General features: G+C 73.4%; 19 protein-coding genes. 12 read left to right on the top strand and 7 right to left on the bottom strand.

What is annotated here, in order from left to right; translation table 11 throughout:
• Positions 1 to 559: 559 nt before the first annotated feature.
• A complete protein-coding gene (locus ACFV5N_RS06710) occupies positions 560 to 3067 on the top strand; it encodes a glycoside hydrolase family 2 protein (RefSeq protein ID WP_385594988.1) in 2508 nt (835 codons plus the stop codon).
• 27 nt (positions 3068 to 3094) lie between these two features.
• On the top strand, positions 3095 to 3451 hold the full coding sequence (locus ACFV5N_RS06705) for a hypothetical protein (protein ID WP_385594984.1): 357 nt from the start codon (positions 3095 to 3097) through the stop codon (positions 3449 to 3451).
• On the opposite strand, the gene ACFV5N_RS06700 is transcribed toward ACFV5N_RS06705, so the two are convergent.
• The 3 genes from ACFV5N_RS06700 to ACFV5N_RS06690 all read right to left on the bottom strand — a co-directional run bounded on the left by ACFV5N_RS06700 (position 3388) and on the right by ACFV5N_RS06690 (position 6662).
• Positions 3388 to 3945 (bottom strand): snapalysin family zinc-dependent metalloprotease, encoded by a 558-nt coding sequence (locus ACFV5N_RS06700; RefSeq protein ID WP_385594983.1) that lies wholly within the window; start codon positions 3943 to 3945, stop codon positions 3388 to 3390. The genes ACFV5N_RS06705 and ACFV5N_RS06700 overlap by 64 nt on opposite strands.
• A 113-nt stretch (positions 3946 to 4058) precedes the next feature.
• Positions 4059 to 5177, bottom strand: a complete 1119-nt coding sequence (locus ACFV5N_RS06695) for an ATP-grasp domain-containing protein (protein WP_385594980.1) — start codon at positions 5175 to 5177, stop codon at positions 4059 to 4061.
• 51 nt (positions 5178 to 5228) lie between these two features.
• Entirely contained in the window at positions 5229 to 6662 is a 1434-nt protein-coding gene (locus ACFV5N_RS06690) for an MFS transporter (RefSeq protein ID WP_385594977.1), read from the bottom strand.
• 158 nt (positions 6663 to 6820) lie between these two features.
• Between ACFV5N_RS06690 and ACFV5N_RS06685 the strand changes: the two genes are divergently transcribed.
• Positions 6821 to 7588 (top strand): class I SAM-dependent methyltransferase, encoded by a 768-nt coding sequence (locus tag ACFV5N_RS06685; RefSeq protein WP_385594975.1) that lies wholly within the window; start codon positions 6821 to 6823, stop codon positions 7586 to 7588.
• A 397-nt stretch (positions 7589 to 7985) separates the two neighbouring features.
• Entirely contained in the window at positions 7986 to 8537 is a 552-nt protein-coding gene (gene ssuE, locus ACFV5N_RS06680; protein ID WP_385594973.1) for an NADPH-dependent FMN reductase, read from the top strand.
• A gap of 50 nt (positions 8538 to 8587) precedes the next feature.
• Here the strand turns inward: ssuE and ACFV5N_RS06675 are convergent, their stop codons facing one another.
• The 3 genes from ACFV5N_RS06675 to tatA form a co-directional block, all read right to left on the bottom strand.
• Complete coding sequence (locus ACFV5N_RS06675) at positions 8588 to 9745, bottom strand: LLM class flavin-dependent oxidoreductase (RefSeq protein ID WP_385594969.1); 1158 nt, start codon at positions 9743 to 9745, stop codon at positions 8588 to 8590.
• 160 nt (positions 9746 to 9905) lie between these two features.
• Positions 9906 to 9980, bottom strand: coding sequence for a putative leader peptide (locus ACFV5N_RS06670; RefSeq protein WP_375064123.1), 75 nt, complete (start codon positions 9978 to 9980; stop codon positions 9906 to 9908).
• Positions 9981 to 10166: 186 nt separating this feature from the next.
• Positions 10167 to 10400: a Sec-independent protein translocase subunit TatA gene (gene tatA, locus ACFV5N_RS06665; protein ID WP_385594966.1), complete on the bottom strand. Its 234-nt coding sequence runs from the start codon at positions 10398 to 10400 to the stop codon at positions 10167 to 10169.
• A gap of 191 nt (positions 10401 to 10591) precedes the next feature.
• Here tatA and ACFV5N_RS06660 point away from each other — a divergent pair, with 191 nt between their 5' ends.
• The 4 genes from ACFV5N_RS06660 (at position 10592) to ACFV5N_RS06645 (ending at position 13669) form a co-directional block, all read left to right on the top strand.
• Positions 10592 to 10999, top strand: coding sequence for a hypothetical protein (locus ACFV5N_RS06660; protein ID WP_385594963.1), 408 nt, complete (start codon positions 10592 to 10594; stop codon positions 10997 to 10999).
• A gap of 255 nt (positions 11000 to 11254) precedes the next feature.
• Positions 11255 to 11431 carry a hypothetical protein gene (locus ACFV5N_RS06655; RefSeq protein WP_385594961.1) on the top strand — a complete coding sequence of 59 codons (177 nt, stop codon included), beginning with the start codon at positions 11255 to 11257 and terminating at the stop codon, positions 11429 to 11431.
• Positions 11428 to 11634 carry a hypothetical protein gene (locus ACFV5N_RS06650; RefSeq protein WP_385594959.1) on the top strand — a complete coding sequence of 69 codons (207 nt, stop codon included), beginning with the start codon at positions 11428 to 11430 and terminating at the stop codon, positions 11632 to 11634. Before ACFV5N_RS06655 ends, ACFV5N_RS06650 begins: the two co-directional genes overlap by 4 nt.
• A gap of 130 nt (positions 11635 to 11764) precedes the next feature.
• The gene (locus ACFV5N_RS06645; protein WP_385594956.1) at positions 11765 to 13669 is read left to right on the top strand and encodes a Dyp-type peroxidase; all 1905 of its coding nucleotides are present in this window, start codon (positions 11765 to 11767) and stop codon (positions 13667 to 13669) included.
• Positions 13670 to 13730: 61 nt separating this feature from the next.
• Here the strand turns inward: ACFV5N_RS06645 and ACFV5N_RS06640 are convergent, their stop codons facing one another.
• Positions 13731 to 15833 (bottom strand): glycogen debranching N-terminal domain-containing protein, encoded by a 2103-nt coding sequence (locus ACFV5N_RS06640; RefSeq protein ID WP_385594955.1) that lies wholly within the window; start codon positions 15831 to 15833, stop codon positions 13731 to 13733.
• A 123-nt stretch (positions 15834 to 15956) separates the two neighbouring features.
• Here ACFV5N_RS06640 and ACFV5N_RS06635 point away from each other — a divergent pair, with 123 nt between their 5' ends.
• The 4 genes from ACFV5N_RS06635 to ACFV5N_RS06620 all read left to right on the top strand — a co-directional run.
• Positions 15957 to 17015, top strand: a complete 1059-nt coding sequence (locus tag ACFV5N_RS06635; protein WP_385594952.1) for a LacI family DNA-binding transcriptional regulator — start codon at positions 15957 to 15959, stop codon at positions 17013 to 17015.
• 67 nt (positions 17016 to 17082) lie between these two features.
• Complete coding sequence (locus tag ACFV5N_RS06630; RefSeq protein ID WP_385594949.1) at positions 17083 to 18327, top strand: extracellular solute-binding protein; 1245 nt, start codon at positions 17083 to 17085, stop codon at positions 18325 to 18327.
• Entirely contained in the window at positions 18327 to 19376 is a 1050-nt protein-coding gene (locus ACFV5N_RS06625; RefSeq protein ID WP_385594946.1) for a carbohydrate ABC transporter permease, read from the top strand. The genes ACFV5N_RS06630 and ACFV5N_RS06625 overlap by 1 nt, the downstream gene beginning before the upstream one ends.
• A partial coding sequence (locus tag ACFV5N_RS06620) for a carbohydrate ABC transporter permease (RefSeq protein ID WP_385594943.1) occupies positions 19373 to 19852 on the top strand: 480 nt, incomplete at its 3' end. The genes ACFV5N_RS06625 and ACFV5N_RS06620, both read left to right, overlap by 4 nt.

The raw sequence follows: 19852 nt of genomic DNA, 5'->3' as shown, positions 1-19852 counted from the left end.
AAAAACGCCGGGAAATTAACCCGTTCGTGGCGGGGAAGGCGTGCTGGATCAACGGGCGGTGCAGCGCTGCCCCAAGATTTGCTGCCGGAAAGAATGTTGATACTGCAACTGATCACCGTGTACCCGGGCGATGATCATCGCGGTGGAGGGCCGCTCAGCCCCCGTGCGGCGCCGCGACCAGGCCCACCCGGCCGCGGCCGCCCGGATCGCATCGAGCACCGCCGCCCTGCTGCCGGCGTGCGGCATCGCACCGGCCGGTCCGCTCACGTGCTTCCTCCCCGCGCCGCGCGGACCGGGGTATGTGCCCGCACACAGCGGATGTCCGTCGTGCCCAAGGGCTGACTTCCTTCATTCGGCAACCGCGCAAGCCTGTCCACCCGGGCGACGTGTCCGGCCCCAACGCCCCCGCCGGGCAGCAGGCCGCGCCCAACCCCGGTCGCGCGGGCCCGTGGTGGCGCCCCTCGCCACCACGGGCCGTCTCCTGCCGTTGACGTGCTTCATCCGGCGGAGAAACAATCAACGGCCTCGCCGGTCCACCCACTCACGGGGAAGTGTTCGCATGGTGAACCCCACCGTCCACCCGGAATACCGCCGGCCCCTGCACGACGGCTGGCAGCTCACGGCGGCCGGCGGCCCCGTACCCGACACCATCACCGGCCGTACCCTCCCAGCCCAGGTGCCCGGCAGCGCCCACCTCGACCTGCTCGCCGCCGGACTCGTCCCCGATCCCTATCTGGACCGGGCCGAGGAGGAACTCGCCTGGGCGCACCGCGCCCACTGGCGCTACACCACCACCGTGCGCACCGCACCCGCCGCCCCCACCGAACGGGTCGACCTGGTCTTCGACGGCCTCGACACCGTCGCCACCATCGACCTCGGCGCACACCGCGTGGGCGAGACCGCCAACATGCACCGCACCCACCGCTTCGACATCCGCGCCCTGCTCACCGGCGACGAGCAGCCCCTCACCGTCACCTTCCGCCCCGCCCTGGAGTACGCCGAGGAGATGGCGGCCCGGCTCGGCCCCCGCCCGCACACCAACACCCACCCCTACAACATGGTGCGCAAGATGGCCTGCAGTTTCGGCTGGGACTGGGGCCCCGACCTCCAGACCGCCGGCATCTGGAAGCCGGTGGGCCTGGAACGCTGGCACACCGCCCGGCTCGCCGCCGTCCGCCCGCTGGTCACCGTCGGCGCGGACGGCACCGGGCGCGCCGAGGTGCACGTCACCGTCGAGCGCTCCGGTCTGGAGGCCGCCACCGCCCTGACCCTCACCGCCACCGTGGCCGGCCGCACCGCCCGTACCCTCGTCCCCGCGGACAGCGAGTCCGCCACCGTCACCGTGGAGGTACCCGACCCCGAGCTGTGGTGGCCGGCCGGCTACGGCGACCAGCCGCTGTACGCCCTGCGCGTCACCCTCGCCACCGACCCCGACGGCGGCGAACTCGACGGCTGGGAGCGCCGGATCGGCTTCCGGACCCTCACCGTGGACACCGCGCCCGACGACCTCGGCACCCCGTTCACCTTCGTCGTCAACGGCACCCGGATCTTCGCCAAGGGCGCCAACTGGATCCCCGACGACCACTTCCTCACCCGCGTCGACCGCGACCGGACCCGGCGCCGCGTCCGGCAGGCCACCGACGCCCACATGAACATGCTGCGGGTGTGGGGCGGCGGCATCTACGAGAGCGACGACTTCTACGAGGCGTGCGACGAGGCCGGCGTCCTGGTCTGGCAGGACTTCCTGCTCGCCTGCGCCGCCTACCCCGAGGAGGAGCCGCTGTGGAGCGAGTTCGAGGCCGAGGCGCGCGAGCACATCACCCGGCTCGCACCGCACCCCTCCCTCGCGCTGTGGAACGGCGGCAACGAGAACCTGTGGGGCTGGCGCGACTGGGGCTGGCAGGAGCAACTGGCCGGCCGCACCTGGGGCCTGCGCTACTCCACCGAACTGTTCCCCGCGCTGGTCGCCGAACTCGACCCCACCCGCCCCTACTCCGACGGCAGCCCCTTCAGCCCCCGCGCCCACGTCGACGTCGTCCACCCCAACGAGCCCGACCACGGCACCCGGCACGAATGGGAGGTGTGGAACCGCAAGGACTACACCACCTACCGCGACCACGTCCCGCGCTTCTGCTCCGAGTTCGGCTTCCAGGGCCCGCCCGACTGGTCCACCCTGACCACCTGGATCCACGACGAGCAGCCGCTCACCCCCACCTCGCCCGCGCTGCTGCTGCACCAGAAGGCCGAGGACGGCAACGGCAAACTGGAACGCGGCCTCGCCCCCCATCTGCCGCACCCGGCGCGCTTCGCCGACTGGCACTGGGCCACCCAGCTCAACCAGGCGCGCGCGGTGGCCTTCGGCGTCGAGCACTTCCGCTCCTGGTGGCCCCGGACCGCCGGTGCCCTGGTCTGGCAGCTCAACGACTGCTGGCCGGTGGTCTCCTGGGCCGCCGTCGACTCCGGGGAACGCCGCAAACCGCTGTGGTACGCGCTGCGCCGCGCCTTCGCGCCCCGGCTGCTCACCGTGCAGCCCCGCGCCGGACGCACCGCCGTCGTCGCGGTCAACGACACCGACACCGCGTGGGTGGCGCCGCTGCGCCTGGAGCGCACCTCGTTCACCGGCGAGGTGCTGGCCACGGATACCACGACCCTGCGGGTGGCGGCGCGTTCGGCCCTCACCCTGGAGCCAGCCGCCGCCCTGACCGAGCCCGGCGACGGACGGGGTGAGGTGCTGGTGGCGACGGCGGACGCGGTGCGCACCGTGCACACCTTCGGCCCCGACCTGGGCCTCGCCTACGATCCGGCGGCGCTGGAGGCGAGCGCCGAAGCGGTGCCCGGCGGCTGCCGGGTGACCGTCACGGCGGCCTCCTTCGCCCGGGACGTGGCGGTGCTGGCCGACCGGATCGCGGCGGACGCCGAGGTGGACGACCAACTGGTGACCCTGCTCGCGGGGGAGAGCCACACCTTCACCGTGACCACCCGGGCCGGCGTGGACCCGGCGCTGTTCACCGGCCCGGACGTGCTCGCCTCGGTCAACTCCCTGCACGGGGTGGCGGTGCGGGGCTGAGGGGGCACCCCCGGAGCGATCGGTCCGGTGCTCGCCGGACCGGCCCGGCCGCTGGACGCCGCACCCTTCTTCATGGGGTGCATCGCCGGTACCGAGGAATCGCTGGCCGGGCGCGGCTGCTCCCCGCTGCTGCGCATCGTGCGGCACCGGGGCGAGGAGACCGCCACCCACCGCCGCTGGGTCGCGCGCGGCCGGGTGGAGGCGGTGGCCCTGGTCGACGCGACCACCACCGACGGCCGTCCCGCCGTGCTGCGCGAGCCGGGCATGCCGACGGCGGCCCCCGGCGGCGCGTTTCACGCCCCGGGGCACCACCGCGCCCGTCAGTCGGTGAAGAGCTGCCGCCCCGGCGCCCGGTCACCGGCGGCCGAGCTGCCGGCGAAGTAGTTCTCGACGGTGGCCCGTTCGGAGGCGTTCGGGTACGGGTTGGTGCAGGAGACACCGGCGGTGGAGCCGGACATCAGGCTGGAGCAGGGGCCGGGCTTGATGTCGGGCAGGCCCAGGATGTGGCCGAGTTCGTGCGCGGCGATCCGGGTGGTGTTGTAGCCGACGGCCTCGCGGCCCATGTAGACGATGCCGTTGCCCAGGCTGGTGCGCAGGGCGCGGGGCCAGCCGTTGTCGGCGATGATGCGGATGTTGGCGCTCTGGCCGGCGGCGGCCGGGGTGAGGCGCACGTTGACGACGCTCTCGTTCCACACCGCGACACCGGCGGCGACGGCGCTCGCGAACTCGGCCGAGCCACTGGCGTCGTAGGTGAGCACGCGGGCGGCGGCGGTGGGGTCGTCCGCCGGGGCGGGGGCGGCGGTGGCGTGGGCCGTGGTGAGGGCGAGGGCCGCCACCACGGAGGTGATCAGGGCGCGGGCCGCTGTGCGGAAGGACATCGGATGCCTCCTCGTGGGGAAGTCATGTGCATGACATCCTTGCTCTACCCGTTTCCGCTCCGTTCTGCGCCTGGGGAAGCCGCCAAGCCCGGGGCGAGCTTGGCGGTTCGGTGTCAGCTGTGGTGCGCGACCGGGGCGGTGGTGGCCGCACGCACCTCGGCGGCCGTCTCGGTCACCGCGATCCGGCCGCCGAGCCGCGGCCGGGGAAGCTCCCCCGGATCGCCGTGCGTCAGCAGCCGGACGGCCGCCCACGGCAGATTCAGCCCGCTGAAGGCCGTCTGGTAGACACCGGCCGAGGGCCGCGGGTTCGCCTCCAGCAGCACCGGCGCCCCCCGCAGCCGGCGCAGCTGGACATTGGCGAGATAGGCCAGGCCGAAGTGCTCCACCACGGCGCCCGCGATCCGGGTGGCCTCCGGATCGTCCAGCAGCAGCCGGTAACGCCCCTCCTTGGCCCGGGGCACGGCGGCCAGCATCCGCCCGCCGGGAGCGGAGAGCGTGTCCACGCTCACCTCGGGCCCCTCCAGATAGGGCATCACGATGAAGGACGGGACCCGCTCCTCCTCGTCCGCCGCCCTCTTCAGCGCGTCGGCGACCGCGGTCACCGACACCAGCGGCCGGGGCGCCTCCAGCAGATCACGCAGCCGCAGCGGCTGGTCGTCGAGGATGCGGAACCCGAACGCCGAGTACTCACCGGCCGGTTTGATGCACAGACTCTCGCCCGGCCGGCCCAGGCCCTCCACGGCGGCGCGCAGTTCGTCGGCGTCGCGCACCACCCGCCACTCGGGCACCGGGATCCCGGCCGCCCGGGCTGCCTCGTAGGTACGGCTCTTGCTGGTGAGGACACGCACCGCGGCCGGCGGCGAACACATCAGACGGGTGCCGGCGCGGGCGAAGTCGTCGGCCCGCCCGGCGAGCGCGTCCAGCCGCCGCGGCGGCACGAGCACATCGATGGCGTGCCGCCGGCAGAAGTCCAGGGCGAATTCGGCATAGACGTGATCGTTGACGCGATACGGTTCGACTTCGGCCACATCACAGGCCATCAGCGCGGGCGCGGTCGCGCTGATATTCGTGCCGTAGATCCGTACGGCGGCGGACTCCGGGTTTTCGCGCAACATGCGCATCACCTGAGTACTGGCGGCTCCCGCGCTGCTGAGCCATATGCGGAGGGCTATCTCCGTACTCCCGTCATCGCAGAAAATCAGGTCATCGTGAAAGCGGATAGTAGCCTGCATTGATGACCTCAATGTTTCCCGAACCGGGCGCATATTCCGACAAAGCGCGGTTCAGTGCGCTCCTGGCCGCTGACCCGACGCCGCCAGCCGCTCCGCCGTCCGTTCCGCCGAACGCATCGCCCACGCCCCACTGGTGAGCAGCCCGATCACCAGCACCAGCAGCGCGCAGACGGTGATGATCCACCAGCCCGCGTGCTGCGAACCCGCCGCCAGCGCGGTCCCCACCATCGCCACCCCCAGCGCCGACCCCACCTGCCGGCTCGTCGAGGCGATCCCCGCCGCCACCCCGGCCTGGGCACGCGGCATCCCGGTCACCGCCGTATTGGTGATCGGCGCGTTCACCAGCCCGAAACCGACACCGAACAGCACATAGGCGGTGAACAGCCGCGCGTTGTCGCTCTCCGCCTGCCACAGCGCGAACATCAGCCCGCTCGCCGTCAGCGCGACCCCCGCCAGGAACAGCGGCAGCCGCGCCCCGTACCGGTTGATCAGCCGCCCCGACACCGGCGCAAGCACCAGCGTCACCCCGGCCATCGGCAGCAGATACGTGCCCGCCTCCAGCGCGGAAAGCCCCCGCCCGTTCTGGAGATAGAGCGTATTGAGGAACAGGAATCCGCTCAGCGCGGCGAACGCGCTCACCGCGATCGCACTCGCCCCGCTGAACGGCACGCTGCGGAAGAAGTCCGGGTCCACCAGCGGGTCCCGGCGGCGCGACTCGTACCGCACCAGCGCCGGCACCGACAGCACCGCCACCACGAAACAGCCGACGATCCACGGACTCGTCCACTCCCCGCGCCCGCCCTCGATGATGCCGAAGGTCAGCGAGCCCAGCAGCAGGATCACCAGCGCCTGCCCCACCGGATCGATCCGCCGCACCCGCTCCGCCCGCGACTCCGGCACGAACCGCCGGGTCAGCACCAGCGCCGTCAGCCCGATCGGGATATTGATCCAGAACACCGCCCGCCAGTCGAACCCCTGCACCAGCGCCCCGCCCACGATCGGCCCCGCCGCCATCGAGATCCCGACCACCCCGCCCCACATCCCGATCGCCCGCGCCAGCTCCCTCGGATCGTGGAAGGTGTTCCTGATGATCGACATCGCCACCGGATTGAGCATCGAGCCGCCCAGCGCCTGCAGCATCCGGAACACCACCAGCCACCCGAGCCCCGGCGCCAGCGCACACAGCAGCGACCCGGCCGTGAAGACCACCAGGCCGACGCTGAACACCCGCCGCCGCCCCAGCCGGTCCGCCATCGACCCCGACAGCATCAGGAACGACGCCAGCACCAGGGTGTACGCGTCCACCGTCCACTGGAGCCCGGACACATCCGCCTTCAGCTCCCGGCCCAGCGAGGGCAGCGCCACATTCAGCGCCGTGATGTCCAGACTGACGATCAGCAACGACATGCAGCAGATCGCCAGGACCAGCTGCCGCCGGGCGGGCGGCAGCTCATCGGTGTTCCCCCGGACTGGTGCGCCGGACATCTCACTCCCGTTCTCCGTCGGCCATGACCGCCCCCGCAGCCTCCCCCAGCCGGTACCGATATCCCACCATCCGCGCCGACCGCCCGCCCCATCCTCCCCCGCCACCCGCCCGTCCTATCCGGTGGCGCGGTGGCAGGCCCTCCTGCGAGGGTGGGGCGATGGGGAGAGACAGCGGTGATTTCGAAGCACTCGTCGACGAGGCCCGGCGGGCCCCCGTCGACGGCTGGGGCTTCTCCTGGCTGGAGGGCCGGGCGACCGAGGAACGCCCGCCGTGGGGGTACGCCCGGCTGCTGGGCCGCCGGCTGGCCACCGTGCACTCCGCACTGGACCTGGACACCGGCGGCGGAGAGGTGCTCGACGAGGCGCCCGTCCTGCCACCGCTGATGGCCGCCACCGAGTCCTGGCCGCCCAACGCGGCGCTCGCCGCCGCCCGGCTCGGCCCGCGCGGCGTGGTCGTCACGGTCCCGGGGGAGGACGGCCGGCTGCCCTTCCCCGACGGCGTCTTCGACCTGGTGAGCGCCCGCCACCCGGTACGCACCGACTGGCCCGAGGTCGCCCGGGTGCTGCGCCCCGGCGGCGCCTTCCTCGCCCAGGAGGTCGGCCCGCGCAGCGTCGCGGAACTCGGCGAGTACTTCCTCGGCCCCTGGCCGGAACCCGACAGCCGCGAACCCGGGGCGGCCCGCGCCGCCGCCGAGGCCGCGGGACTGCGGGTGGTGGACCTGCGCACCGCCACCCTGCGCACCGTCTTCCACGACATCGGCGCCGTGGTCTGGTTCCTGCGCAAGGTGATCTGGATCGTCCCCGGCTTCACCGTGGAGCGCCACCTCGCCACCCTGCGCCGGCTGCACCGGCAGATCCAGGACGAGGGGCCGTTCACCGCCCACAGCACCCGGTTCCTCATCGAGGCCCGTAAGCCGGGAACCTGACACCGCATCGGCTGCCCGCACCGGCAGCGGCTCCCATTGACGCCGTCGCATCGCCCGTGCTTGCATCCTGGTATGCCTGGTGTTCAGATCCTGACCCGCCGCCGCTGCGTGGACTTCGCCCGCGTCGCCGGTGCCATCTGTCGGATCCACCACTGATCCCGGACGCACGGCCGCGCGGTGCGCGCGCCCCCCGTCCCTGAATCCCCCGTCCCCGCACCCCCCTGCCTCCGCGTGCCCCGCGGCAACGCCGCCGCCTGCCGGGCGGGTTCCGCACGGCCGCGAGCGGCCCGGTCGAGGCGTACGGCCGCTCCCGGACGACCGGGGTGGTGCGGCGGCGCCCCTGCCGAGCCCCGTCCTCGTCCCCGCCCCTGCTCCCGCCTCTTGACGAAGGAACCCCATGGCCACGGTTCTGTCCATCTCCGGCAGCCCCTCACCCACCTCCCGCACCGTCCGCCTGCTGCGCCACCTGGACGCCCGGCTCGCCCTCCAGGGCCACCAGGTCATACCGCTGGACGCCCGCGCCCTGCCCCCGCAGGCCCTCACCGGCGCCGACCCCACCCACCCCGCGATCGAACGGGTGAACACCCTGCTGCGGGACGCCGACGGCGTCGTCATCGGCACCCCCGTCTACAAGGCCGCCTACTCCGGCCTGCTCAAGTCGCTCCTCGACCTGCTCCCGCAGTACGCCCTCACCGGCAAGACCGTGCTGCCGCTGGCCACCGGCGGCACCACCGCGCACGTACTGGCCATCGACTACGCGCTGCGCCCCGTGCTCTCCGCCATGGGCGCCGCCCACATCACCCAGGGCTGGTTCGTCCTCGACCGGCACATCACCACCGGGCCGGACGGCACCGTGATCGTCGACCCGGCCACCGCCGAACCCCTGGACCATGTGCTGGACCAGTTCTCCTCCGCCCTCACCCGGGCCGCGCAGCTGACCCGCACCTGACCGCCGCCGGCCCGCGCCCACCGCCGTCCCGCCGCCGGGACGGCGGTGCGTCACGCCGTGCCCCGCCCGAACCAGGCGTCGGCCAGCAGCGTGTACGAGCGCACCCGGTCCGGGTGCGCGTGCGTGATCGTGGTGATGAGCAGTTCGTCCGCGCCCGTGACCGCGCGCAGCCGCCGCAGCCCCGCCACCACCGTGTCCGGCGAGCCCACCAGCTGGGTGTCCACCCGGTCCGCCACCAGCGCCCGGTCCGCCTCCGTCCACCGGTGCCCTTCCGCCTCCGCGGGCGAGGGGTAGGGCATCGCGCCGCGCCCGGAGCGGATGGAGCGCACCCACAGCCCGTAGCCCGACGCCAGCTGCCGGGCCGTGTCGTCGTCCGGCGCCACCACCACATCCGCCGAGACCACCAGATACGGACGCGCCAGCCGCCCGGAGGGCCGGAAGGCGTCCCGGTAAGCCGCCACCGTCTCCAGGATCGTCCCCGGACTCACGTGGTAGTTGGCCGCGAACGGCAGACCCCGCTCACCCGCCACCCGGGCGCTCTCCCCGGCGCTGCTGCCCAGCACCCACAGCTGGAGATCCGCGCCCTCGCCCGGCACCGCGTGGACCTGGTGCGCCGTCCCACCCCGCGGGACCCGGTGTTCGCCGGCCAGCAGCGCCGCGATGGTGTCCACATGCTCCGCGTAGCCGGGCGGGCGGGCACCCGGCAGCCGCAACAGGTCCTGCTGCGCGGTGAAGTACGGCGACTCCAGCAGTGCCCGGGGCCGGAACGGCGGCGGGATCAGCACACCGCCCACCCGCCGCGCCGCCGGTTCCTCCGCCGGCTCGGCCGGTTCCGCGCCCCCGCGCGGGCCGGCCCGGTGCCCCGAGCGGCCGAGCCCCAGATCGATCCGCCCCGGGTACAGCGCGTCGAGCGTGCCGAACTGCTCCACCACCGACAGCGCCGTGCGATGCCCCAGCTGCACCGCGGCCGAGCCGACCCGGATGCGCGTGGTGGCCCCGGCCACCTGTCCGATCACCAGCTCCGGCGCCGAACTCGCCACTCCGTCCGCGAGATGATGCTCGGCCACCCAGTACCGCCGGTACCCGGCCGCCTCCGCGTGCCGTGCCAGGTCGATGGTGCGGCGCAGCGCCTGCCCGGGGGTGGAGCCGGAGACCACCGGCACCAGGTCGAGGACGGAGAGGGGGACGGGGGCGGACGGCTCGGACATCGGCACACCTTTCGGGGCGGGGAGGGCGGTGCGGCGGTGGGGCCGGCCCGGCAAGCCGTCCGGGCGCGGACGCGGCCCGGCCAGGGCGCGCGGGAGGGAGCGGCGCCGGCGGGGGAGCGGGGCGGGGCGGCCGGGAGAACGGGGGCGGGGCCGGGCGTCGTCAGCGACAGATCGCGGTGGTGACACGCATCAGGTCCACGGCACGCCGCCGGGTGAACCGCACAGGGATCCGCATGGGGGTGAACGTAACCAGCCGCCGGGCCGGGGTCAAGGTGCCCCCGGGGCGTGCGGCCGGACCGTCACACGGCCGTCATGGGGCGCAATGTCCGGACGGCGGCCGGGCCGGCAGGGGGCCGCGGCGCCGGGCACGAGAACGCCCCGCGGCCCGGGGTGGCACGCGGGGCGCGGTGGTGCGCGGACGTCACGGACGCGCGGGCGGCTGCTGCTCCCGCGTCACGGGCGCGTCCGGTGCGGCCTGCGGGGCCGGCGCCGGCTGCTGCGACGGTTCGTCGGTGCGCAGAGCCGCGGTCTCGCTCTTGAGGATCCGCAGGGACTTCCCGAGTGCCCTCGCGGTGTCCGGCAGGCGCTTCGAACCGAAGACCACCAGCACCACGACGGCGACGACCAGCAGATGGGTGGGTCCGATCTGGCCCATGGGGTCACCTCTGTCTCTCTCACCCCGCGGGGTGTCGCGATACCCCCGGTGATCGCACTGTAAGGCAACCGGGTAAAGAGGGAGCAATGGCACGGTCATGGACACACCCAGGGCACAGAAGACGATCACCCGGTCACAAACCGCCCGTACTTCTGTACGGGCCATGGGAAAAGGGTGGATACTGCGTGGCCATGACGACCACCGCGGAATCCGTCACGCTCGACCGGCTGACGGCCCTTCTCTCCGACGAGTCCATCGACATCGCGCACCGCGCGCTGTGGCAACTGCTGTGGGAGAGCGAGGTGCGGGTGATGGACCTGCTGTCCCTCGAAGTACCCGACATCGACCTCGGCCACCGCAGGATCAGACCCGAGGCAGCCTCGCGGGCCGCCGCCCTGCCGGACGGCGGCGACATCCCGCTCTCCGAACGCGCCGCCACCCTGCTCGCCGCCGTGGTCGGCGACCGCACCTCCGGCCCGCTGTTCGCCGCCGGGCCCCGGGCGCTCACCTGGGAGGAAGCCACCCGCGCCGCGGTGGAGCACGGCTGCGCCATCCACGCCTTCCGGATCGGCGGCAAGCGCCACCGGGCCACGGCCTGAGCCCGCGACCTCGCCCCGCACGCAGCACGACGGATTCCGGACGGCGGGGGCCGTACCGGACCGTCGCCGGCGGTGAGCCCCCGCGCCCGCCGTCGCCCGCCGCCTCGGCACCCCGGGCCCCGCTCCCCGGACCGCCCACCGCCACCGTGGCCGGAAACACCGTCACCGTCCGCGTCATGCCGCTGGGCGACTCGATCACCGGGTCGCCCGCAGAACCTGCTGCCCGGCTGGCTCGCCGCCACTACACCCGACGTCGTGCTGATGCACCTGGGTACCAACGACGTCTGGAGCGCCCGCGGCACCACCCCCGTCCTGGACGTCCGCACCGCGCTGGTCCGGCGGATGCGCGACGCCAACCCGCGCAGGCGGATCCCCGTCGCCCAGCCCGTCCCCATGCCCCGGCCCACCACGCCGCCCGCGGCGAGCGGGTGACCGACCTCAACGCCGCCGCCCTGCCCGGCTGGGCCGCCGGCCTGTCCAGTACGGATTCCCCGCGCACCGTCGTCCACTCGTGGACGGGCTTCGCCACCGCTGCCCACACCACCGGCGGCGTCCACCCGAACGCCCCGGGAACCCGCGAGATCGCCGACCGGTGGCACCCGGCCGTCGTCGACACGCTGACCGGGGCCGTCTGACGCGTCATTCCCACGGACGAGTGGACACACGGCGCAAAACCACTCAGAAGAAGCACCGGGTGGATAAGTTCGCTGGCGCACGCCCGGAACCCACTCCGACGCGTCGGATCCGTCCATCCCCGGAGAGCCGATGGTCCACTCGTCCACCCGCCCCGCCCGTACCCCCGCCACGGCCGACATCCCAGGACAGAGCACCGCCACCCAGCCCCAGCTGCCCCTGCGGCTGTCCACCGACATCCAGGGCGACGTGCTCGCCGGCTTCAAGAAGGACCACGTCCAGCTGATCCTCGCGAAGTTCAAGGACCGCCGCCGCGCGAGAATCTGGCTGCGCAGGCTCCACGAACGCATCGCCACCACCCGGGACGTGGCCGCCTTCAACGCCGACTTCAGCCGCGCCCGCCGCTACGCCGCGGGCGAGGACCCGGCCGACCTCACCGCGGTGTGGCGCGGCGTCGCCTTCACCTACGCCGGCCTCACCGAACTGCTCGGCGGTGCCCCGTTCACCGACATCCCGGCCGGCAGCACCCAGGAAGCCTTCGCCCAGGGCCCCGCCCGGCGCAAGGAGATCGTCGGCGACATCGACGACAGCGACCCGGAGCACTGGCTGTTCGGCGCCGAGCACCAGCACCCCGTCCACCTCGTCCTCACCCTCGCCGCCGACCGGCACGCCGACCTCCAGGCCGCCCTGGAGGAGGAGCGCGCCTGGATGGCCGCCCAGCACGTGGCCGTCGTCTTCGAACAGGAGGGCAACACCCTCAAGGAAGACCTGCGCGGCACCGAGCACTTCGGCTTCAAGGACGGGATCAGCCAGCCCGGCGTGCGGGACTTCGACGAGGAGGACCCCGAGCGCCCCGACTACCACCGCACCAAGCCCGGCACCCGGCTGATCACCCCCGGCGAGTTCGTCGTCGGCATGCCGCCGGACCACCGCTGGCCGGCCGGGCTCCCCGGCTGGATGGCCAACGGCTCCTTCCAGGTGGTGCGGCGCCTCGCCCAGGACGTGCCGGGCTGGTGGGAACAGATCGAGCACAACCTGGACGTCCTCAAGGAACACGACGCCGTCCCCGAGGACACCACCAAGGAGTGGCTCGCCGCCCGGCTCATCGGCCGCTGGCCCTCCGGCGCCCCCGTCGCCAAGTGCCCCGACACCGACGTGCCCACGCCGCCGTGCGCCGACAGCGACAACGACGTCAGCTTCGCCGACGACCTGGAGGGCCGCCTCACCCCGCTCTTCTCCCACCTGCGCAAGACCAACCCCCGCGACGGGCTCAAGCCGCGCCGCGACGGTGGCCCGATCGTCGAGGAGAAGGGCATGCTGGACGGCCGCCGGCTGATCCGCCGCAGCATCCCCTACGGCCGCCCCTACGACCCGCAGGGCACTCCGGCCCAGCGCGCGGACGCCCCGCGCGGCCTGGTCTTCATCTGCTACCAGTCCGACCTCGTCGCCCAGTACGAATTCGTCCAGGCCAGCTGGGTGGAGGCCGAGAACTTCCCCGAGCGCCGCGACCCGGTCGGCCGCGATCCGCTCATCGGCCGCGACACCGACGTCTCCTTCCCCTCCCGGGCCGGTGAGACGGCGGTGTGCCCGCTGCGCTTCGAACGCTTCGTCCGCACCGAGGGCGCCCTCTACGCCTTCACCCCCTCCCTCACCGCGCTGCGCCGGCTGGCCGAGGGCGAGGTGCCCATCGGGGGCGACCCGCCCAGCGACCAGGTGGTGCGCGGCGGCACGGCGCTGCGCCGCTTCGAGGTGATCAGCTCCCACAAGGCCCGGTTCCGGCTGGAGGGCAACAACTACACCATCCGCGACGAGAACGAGCAGCAGCTGTGGGTCTCGGACAACACCAACCCGGCCGTGGCCGGCGGCACCTTCACCGAGGACGGGGACCTGGTGCTCAACGGCCCCACCGGTGAGGCCATCTGGAGCCTGGGCACCGGCGGCCACCCCGGCGCCGTCCTCGTCGTCGGCACCGACGGCGACGTCTCCGTCCGCACCGAGGACGGCGACACCCTCTGGCACAGCGACACCGCCCACTGACCCGCGCCCCGCGCACCGGGCCCGCACCCCCGTGGTACGGGCCCGGGGCGCACCGGCCGGTTCAGCCCTGCCGCACCGCGATCCCCTCCGGCGCGCGCACCCGCGTTCCGCCGTCGGCGTCCACTGCGATCTCCAGCGGCGCGCCCGCGATCCGCAGCCCCGCCGCCCGCAGCGGCCGGAACCGCTCACCCACCCGGGGCGCCACCGTCACTGTGCCGCCCGGCACGTCCGCCGTGATCCCCAGCACCGAGGCCAGCACCTGCACCGAGGAGGCCGCCGCCCACGCCTGCGGCCGGCAGGAGGCGGGGTAGGGGAGCGGACGCGCGCTCACCTCGCTGCCCCAGCCGGCGAACAGCTCCGGCAGCCGCGCGTCGAACGCGTCCGCGGCCCGCACCAGACCGGCCGCCAGCGCGCTCGCCTCGGCCGGGAACCCGGCCCGGGTCAGCCCGTGCACCGCGATCGCCGTGTCGTGCGGCCACACCGACCCCACGTGGTAGCCCAGCGGATTGAACCCGCCCATCGCGGAGCTGTAGGTCCGCAGCCCGAACCCGGAGTCCAGGTCGGCACCGCCCAGCCGGGCCGCCAGCAGCGCGCTCTCCCGCGCGTCCAGCAGCCCGGTGCCCAGCAGATGACCGAACTGCGAGGTCACCGAGTCCACCGGCCGCTTGTCGCCGTCCAGCGCGATCGCCGGATACGCCCCGCGCGCGTCCGCCACCCAGAACCGTTCCCGGAACCGCGACTTCAGCTGCTGCGCCCACTCCTCCCAGCCGTCCGCGCCCGGCCGCCCGAAGGCCCGCAGCAGCGCGGCACCGCCCATCGCCGCCTCGTACGCGTAGGCCTGCACCTCGGAGAGCGCGATCGGCGCGGTGGCCTGCCGCCCGTCCCGGAAGCGGATGGAGTCGCCGGAGTCCTTCCAGCCCTGGTTCGCCAGCCCGCTCCCGGTGGAGTCGATGTACTCCAGGAAGCCGTCGCCGTCCGCGTCGCCGTGGTCGCGCATCCAGGCCAGCGCCGCCTCGGCGTGCGGCAGCAGCGCCACCACCTGCTCCTCGGCCAGCCCCCAGCGCCAGGCGTCGTGCAGCAGCGTCACCCACAGCGGGGTGGCGTCCACCGTGCCGTAGTACACCGGCGGCAGCACCACGCCCTCGTCCTCGATGGTCAGCGCCTCGCGCCGCACCTCGTGCAGGATCTTCCCCGGCTGCTCCTGGGTCCGCGGGTCGGTGACCGTGCCCTGCCTGCGGGCCAGGACCCGCAGCGTGCTCGCGGCCAGCTCCGTGCCCAGCGGCAGCAGCATCCGCGCCGCCCACAGCGAATCGCGCCCGAACAGGGTGGCGAACCACGGCGCGCCGGCGGCCACGAACACGTCCCGCGGCGCCAGCGGATCGCTCAGCAGCAGCCGCCGCAGATCGGCGTCCGACTGCGCGACCCAGGCGTCCAGCGCCCGGTCCGCGCTGCGCACCTCGGGCGCCGACCACGCGACGGTGCCCGGGCGCGGCGCGGTGAACGGCGGCGGCGTGTCCTCCCGGGCGACGCACACCACTTCCGCGTCCCACCGCTCCCCGGGCCCCAGCGCCACCTCGTAGCGCAGCACCCCGTCGGCGCCGATGGCGTCCGGCGCCGGGGCGGCGGTCAGGGTCACGGTGGACGCCTCGCCCCGCCACACCAGAGCGGAGTCCGCGACCTCCGGCGCCACCGGAGCGGTCACGGCGCCGGACTTCACCCGGTCCATCGGCGCGAGATCGGTGCCCGCGCTGATCAGCACCCGGACCAGGGCCGGGGTGGAGCCGTGGTTGGCGATCTCGAAGGACTCGGTGAGTTCGCCCGGCGCCAGCGAGCGCAGCCGCTCCAGGGTGACGGCCGGGTCGGCCGTCGCCTGGGCCACGCCGCGCAGCACGGACCGGAACCGGGCGGTGTCGGCGCCCTCCGGGCCACCGCCCACCGGGGCCAGCGGCACACCGTCCACCGACACCTCCAGCCGGGCCAGCGCCCGGCGGTCGCTGTGGTAGAAGCCGTCCACGCCTCGCCGCAGCTGCCCGTCGGGACGGGAGACGGCGAAGCTCGGCGCGTACAGCGTGACGCAGGCGTCGTGCAGGAAGGGCTGCATACCCGGCACGGCGGCGGGGTCGGCCTGCGGCTCGTTCGTTATCGCCGAGGACTTGACACTCATCAGCGGGGATACCAATCTTCTCAGTCATTGGAGCGTTCCAAGAAATGTAGATGCAGTTCACCGCTGCGGCAATCCTTGTGGATCGCTCCAATCCATCCACAGTGCGGTGCTCAGGAGGCAGCGATGGCGCGTACGCCCACCAGCCGGTCGTCGGGCAAGGCGGGAGGTGTGACGCTCGCCATGGTCGCCCGGCGGGCCGGGGTGTCCCCGCAGACCGTCTCCAACGCGATCAACGCCCCCGAACTGCTGCGCCCCGAGACGCTGGAGCGGGTGCGCGCCGCCATCGACGCCATGGGCTACCGCCCGCACCGCGCCGCCCAGACACTGCGCACCCGCTCCAGCCGGCTGATCGGCTACGGCGTGCAGTCCGTGGACGTGGACCGCACCACCCCGGTCATGGACCGCTTCCTGCACGCCCTCACCCACACCGCGGAGGAGGCCGGGCACCGCATCCTGCTGTTCGCCGTCCCGGCCGGATCCCGGCTGCTCACCCCGTACCAGGAACTCGTCGACGACTACAGCGTGGACGGCTTCGTCCTCAGCGACACCGACCGCGGCGACCGCCGCCAGGCCTGGCTGGCCAAGCACCACATCCCCTTCACCGCCTTCGGCCGCATGTGGTCCGACAAGCAGATCGGTGACTGGGTCGATGTGGACGGCGCCGCCGGCATCGGCCGGGCCGTGGACCACCTCGCCGAGCGCGGGCACCGCAGAATCGGCTTCCTCGGCTGGCCGCGCGGCTCCGGCGCCGGTGACGACCGCGCCGAGGGCTGGAAGGCCGCCCTGCGCCGGCACGGGCTGCCGGTGCGCGGACTGCGCGCCGAGAGCGTGGACGACGTGGACGCCGCGCGCACCGTCGCCCTGCGGCTGCTGGACAGCGGGGTCGACGCCGTCGTGGCCGCCTCCGACACCCTCGCCATGGGCGCCTACCGGGCGCTGCGCGAACGCGGCCTCACCCCGGGCGACGACGTGGCCGTGACCGGCTTCGACGACTCGCCGGCCGCCGCCCTCGTCTCACCGGGGCTGACCACCCTCACCCAGCCCATGGACGTGATCGGCGCCGAGTGCGTCCGGCTGCTGCTGGCCCGGATCGCGGAGCCCGACCGGGAGCCCGAGCACATCCTGCTCGAACCCGGACTGGTGGTCCGCGAATCCACCGCCCCTCCCCGCCCTTTCATGTGACACATCCGACACTTCCTGATTCGTCGGACTTTTTCTACGATCGAGCCGCACCTCAACGGAGAGACCCATGGCACCCAGACGCACCACCCTCCTCGCCCTCACCACCGGCATAGCCCTGCTCGCCACCGGCTGCTCCTCCTCCTTCGGCGACGGGGGCGACACCGAGCAGCAGACCGGCGGGAAGCAGGAGCTGACCGTCCTCATCGGCACCTCGGGCGAGGCCGAGACCGCCGCCGTCCGCGCGGCCGCGAGCGCCTACGAGGAGGAGTCGGGCAACACCGTCGACGTCCAGGTCGCCTCGGATCTCAACCAGCAGCTCGGTCAGGCGTTCGCCGGCAACAACCCGCCCGACGTCTTCTACGTCGAGACCCACCAGTTCGCCAACTACGCCGCCGGCGGCTCCCTGTACCCCTACGGCGACCGCATCACGGACGTCGAGGACTTCTCCGCCTCGCTGCGCCAGTCCTTCACCTACGACGACCAGCTGGTCTGCGTCCCCAAGGACACCTCCTCGCTCGGACTGATCGTCAACGACGACCTGTGGGAGCGGGCCGGACTCACCGCGGACGACTACCCCACCACCTGGGAGGAGCTGCGGCAGGTGGCCGGGGAACTCACCGGCGGCGGCGTGACCGGCCTGGTCACCAGCAGCGAGTACCAGCGGCTGGGCGCCTTCATGAAGCAGGCCGGCGGCTGGATCACCGACCCCGCCCAGACCACGATGACCGCCGACAGCCCGGAGAACCTCCAGGCCCTCGCATTCGTCCAGGGCATGCTCCAGGAGGGCACCTGGAAGTTCGCCCCCGAGGTCGACGCGGGCTGGGCCGGCGAGGCCTTCGGCAAGGGCACCGCCGCCATGACCATCGAGGGCAGCTGGCTGGCCGGCGCGCTGGAGACCGACTTCCCCGGCGTCGACTACACCGTGCTGCCGCTGCCCGAGGGCCCGGCCGGACCCGGCACCCTCGCCTTCACCAACTGCTGGGGCGTGGCGCAGAAGAGCGCCCACCGCGACGCCGCCGTCGAACTCGTCGACTTCCTCACCCGGCCCGAGCAGCAGATCGCCATGGGCAACGCGTTCGGCGCCGTCCCCTCCCGCGAGTCCGCCGCCGCCGACTACCTCGCCGAGCACCCCGGCACCGAGGCCTGGGGCGCGAGCGGCGACTGGGTCCAGGGCCCGGTGACCGTGGGCGGCTTCGACCGCGTCCTCAGCCAGTTCAACACCGACCTGGAATCCCTGCGGACCGCCGACCCCGCCACGATCCTCGCGGACCTGCAGAGCTACGGTGAGGCGGCCCTGGGAGCGGGCAACTGATGCACAAGCCCGCACTGCGCGGCCGGCAAGGACCCTGGGGCTGGCTGTTCGTCAGCCCCTCGGTCCTTGTCCTCGGGCTGTTCCTGGCCCTGCCCATCGTCATGGCGCTGTGGGTGAGCCTGCTCGACTGGAACGGCCAGTCCAACCCCTTCACCGGCGGCCAGGCCACCTTCGTCGGACTGGACAACTACCGCGGCCTGCTCACCGAGGACGGCCTGGACCGCACCCTGTTCGCCACCTCGCTGCGCAACAACGCCTACTACGTCCTGCTCTTCGTCCCGCTCTCCACCGGCCTCGGCCTCACCCTGGCCATGATCGTCAACCAGCGGATGCTGCGCGGCCGTTCCCTACTGCGCACCACCTTCTACTTCCCCTCGGTGACCAGCACCATCGCGGTCTCCACCATCTTCCTCTTCCTCTTCCAGGGCAGTGGCGCCGTCAACAGCCTGCTCTCCTGGATCGGTGTCAAAGGCCCCAACTGGTTCGCCGACCCGCGCGGCATCATCTGGGTCACCCTCGGCAACCTCGGCCTGGCCGACCCGGACCACCCCTCCGGCTTCCTCACCGACCACGCCTTCATGGGCCTGTCCTGGTTCGAATGGCTCTCCGGACCCTCGGTGGCCATGTCCACCATGATCCTGCTGGCCACCTGGACCACCTCCGGCACCTTCATGCTCATCTTCCTGGCCGCGCTCCAGGACATCCCCCGCGAACTGGAGGAAGCCGCGGCCCTCGACGGCGTCAACCGCCGCCAGCTGCTGCGCCACGTCACCCTGCCCGCCCTGCGCCCGGTGCTCTTCCTGGTGCTCACGCTCGCCCTCATCGGCAGCTGGCAGGTCTTCGACATGGTGTACGTCATGGGCCAGGGCGCCCCCGGGAACACCACCCTCACCCCGGCGTTCATGTCCTACCAGTCGGCCTTCAAGAACGCCGACTACGGACAGGGAGCGGCCATCGCCTTCATCCTCTTCGCGATCGTCCTCGTGTGCACCGGCGCCCAGCGCTGGCTGCTGCGCGAACGCAACCCCCGCCAAGGGAGGCGGCGATGACCTCGACCACCCCGGTGGAACCGGCCCCCCGCGCCCCGCGCCCCACCCGGCGCCCGCGCCGCGCCCGCACCGCCGAACGCCCGGTCCTCGGCCGCACCCGGCTGCCCTGGCGGATCGCCGGCTACACCCTGATCATCGCGCTGGCCTCGCTGTACGTCCTGCCGTTCGTCATCCAGCTGGTCACCAGCTTCAAGACCGACCCGGACGCCGCCGCCCACCCGCTCGCCCTGTGGCCCGGCACCCCCACCACCGCCGCCTACCAGCGGCTGTTCGGGATCGCCGAGTCCCACGAGACGGTGCCGTTCCTGCGCTGGCTGGGCAACTCCGCCCTGGTCACCGTGCTGGTCACCACGGGCCGGGTGCTCTTCGACTCGATGGCCGGCTACGCGCTGGCCCGGCTCCACTTCCCCGGCCGCAGGCTGCTGTTCGTCCTGCTGCTCGCCGTGATGGCCGTGCCCGGCGTGGTGCTGCTGATC

Origin of the sequence: Streptomyces sp. NPDC059853 (assembly GCF_042731495.1) — a bacterium.
In the GTDB taxonomy this organism is placed as follows: Bacteria; Actinomycetota; Actinomycetes; order Streptomycetales; family Streptomycetaceae; genus Streptomyces.
This window is presented reverse-complemented; position numbering and strand designations above follow the sequence as displayed.

Bases quoted from the DNA above. Each gene is read 5' to 3' on its own strand.
- ACFV5N_RS06710 (WP_385594988.1), top strand. From the start codon at position 560: ATGGTGAACCCCACCGTCCACCCGGAATACCGCCGGCCCCTGCACGAC.
- ACFV5N_RS06700 (WP_385594983.1), bottom strand. From the start codon at position 3,945: ATGTCCTTCCGCACAGCGGCCCGCGCCCTGATCACCTCCGTGGTGGCG.
- ACFV5N_RS06695 (WP_385594980.1), bottom strand. From the start codon at position 5,177: ATGCAGGCTACTATCCGCTTTCACGATGACCTGATTTTCTGCGATGAC.
- ACFV5N_RS06690 (WP_385594977.1), bottom strand. From the start codon at position 6,662: ATGTCCGGCGCACCAGTCCGGGGGAACACCGATGAGCTGCCGCCCGCC.
- ACFV5N_RS06685 (WP_385594975.1), top strand. From the start codon at position 6,821: ATGGGGAGAGACAGCGGTGATTTCGAAGCACTCGTCGACGAGGCCCGG.
- ssuE (WP_385594973.1), top strand. From the start codon at position 7,986: ATGGCCACGGTTCTGTCCATCTCCGGCAGCCCCTCACCCACCTCCCGC.
- ACFV5N_RS06675 (WP_385594969.1), bottom strand. From the start codon at position 9,745: ATGTCCGAGCCGTCCGCCCCCGTCCCCCTCTCCGTCCTCGACCTGGTG.
- tatA (WP_385594966.1), bottom strand. From the start codon at position 10,400: ATGGGCCAGATCGGACCCACCCATCTGCTGGTCGTCGCCGTCGTGGTG.
- ACFV5N_RS06660 (WP_385594963.1), top strand. From the start codon at position 10,592: ATGACGACCACCGCGGAATCCGTCACGCTCGACCGGCTGACGGCCCTT.
- ACFV5N_RS06645 (WP_385594956.1), top strand. From the start codon at position 11,765: ATGGTCCACTCGTCCACCCGCCCCGCCCGTACCCCCGCCACGGCCGAC.
- ACFV5N_RS06640 (WP_385594955.1), bottom strand. From the start codon at position 15,833: ATGAGTGTCAAGTCCTCGGCGATAACGAACGAGCCGCAGGCCGACCCC.
- ACFV5N_RS06635 (WP_385594952.1), top strand. From the start codon at position 15,957: ATGGCGCGTACGCCCACCAGCCGGTCGTCGGGCAAGGCGGGAGGTGTG.
- ACFV5N_RS06630 (WP_385594949.1), top strand. From the start codon at position 17,083: ATGGCACCCAGACGCACCACCCTCCTCGCCCTCACCACCGGCATAGCC.
- ACFV5N_RS06625 (WP_385594946.1), top strand. From the start codon at position 18,327: ATGCACAAGCCCGCACTGCGCGGCCGGCAAGGACCCTGGGGCTGGCTG.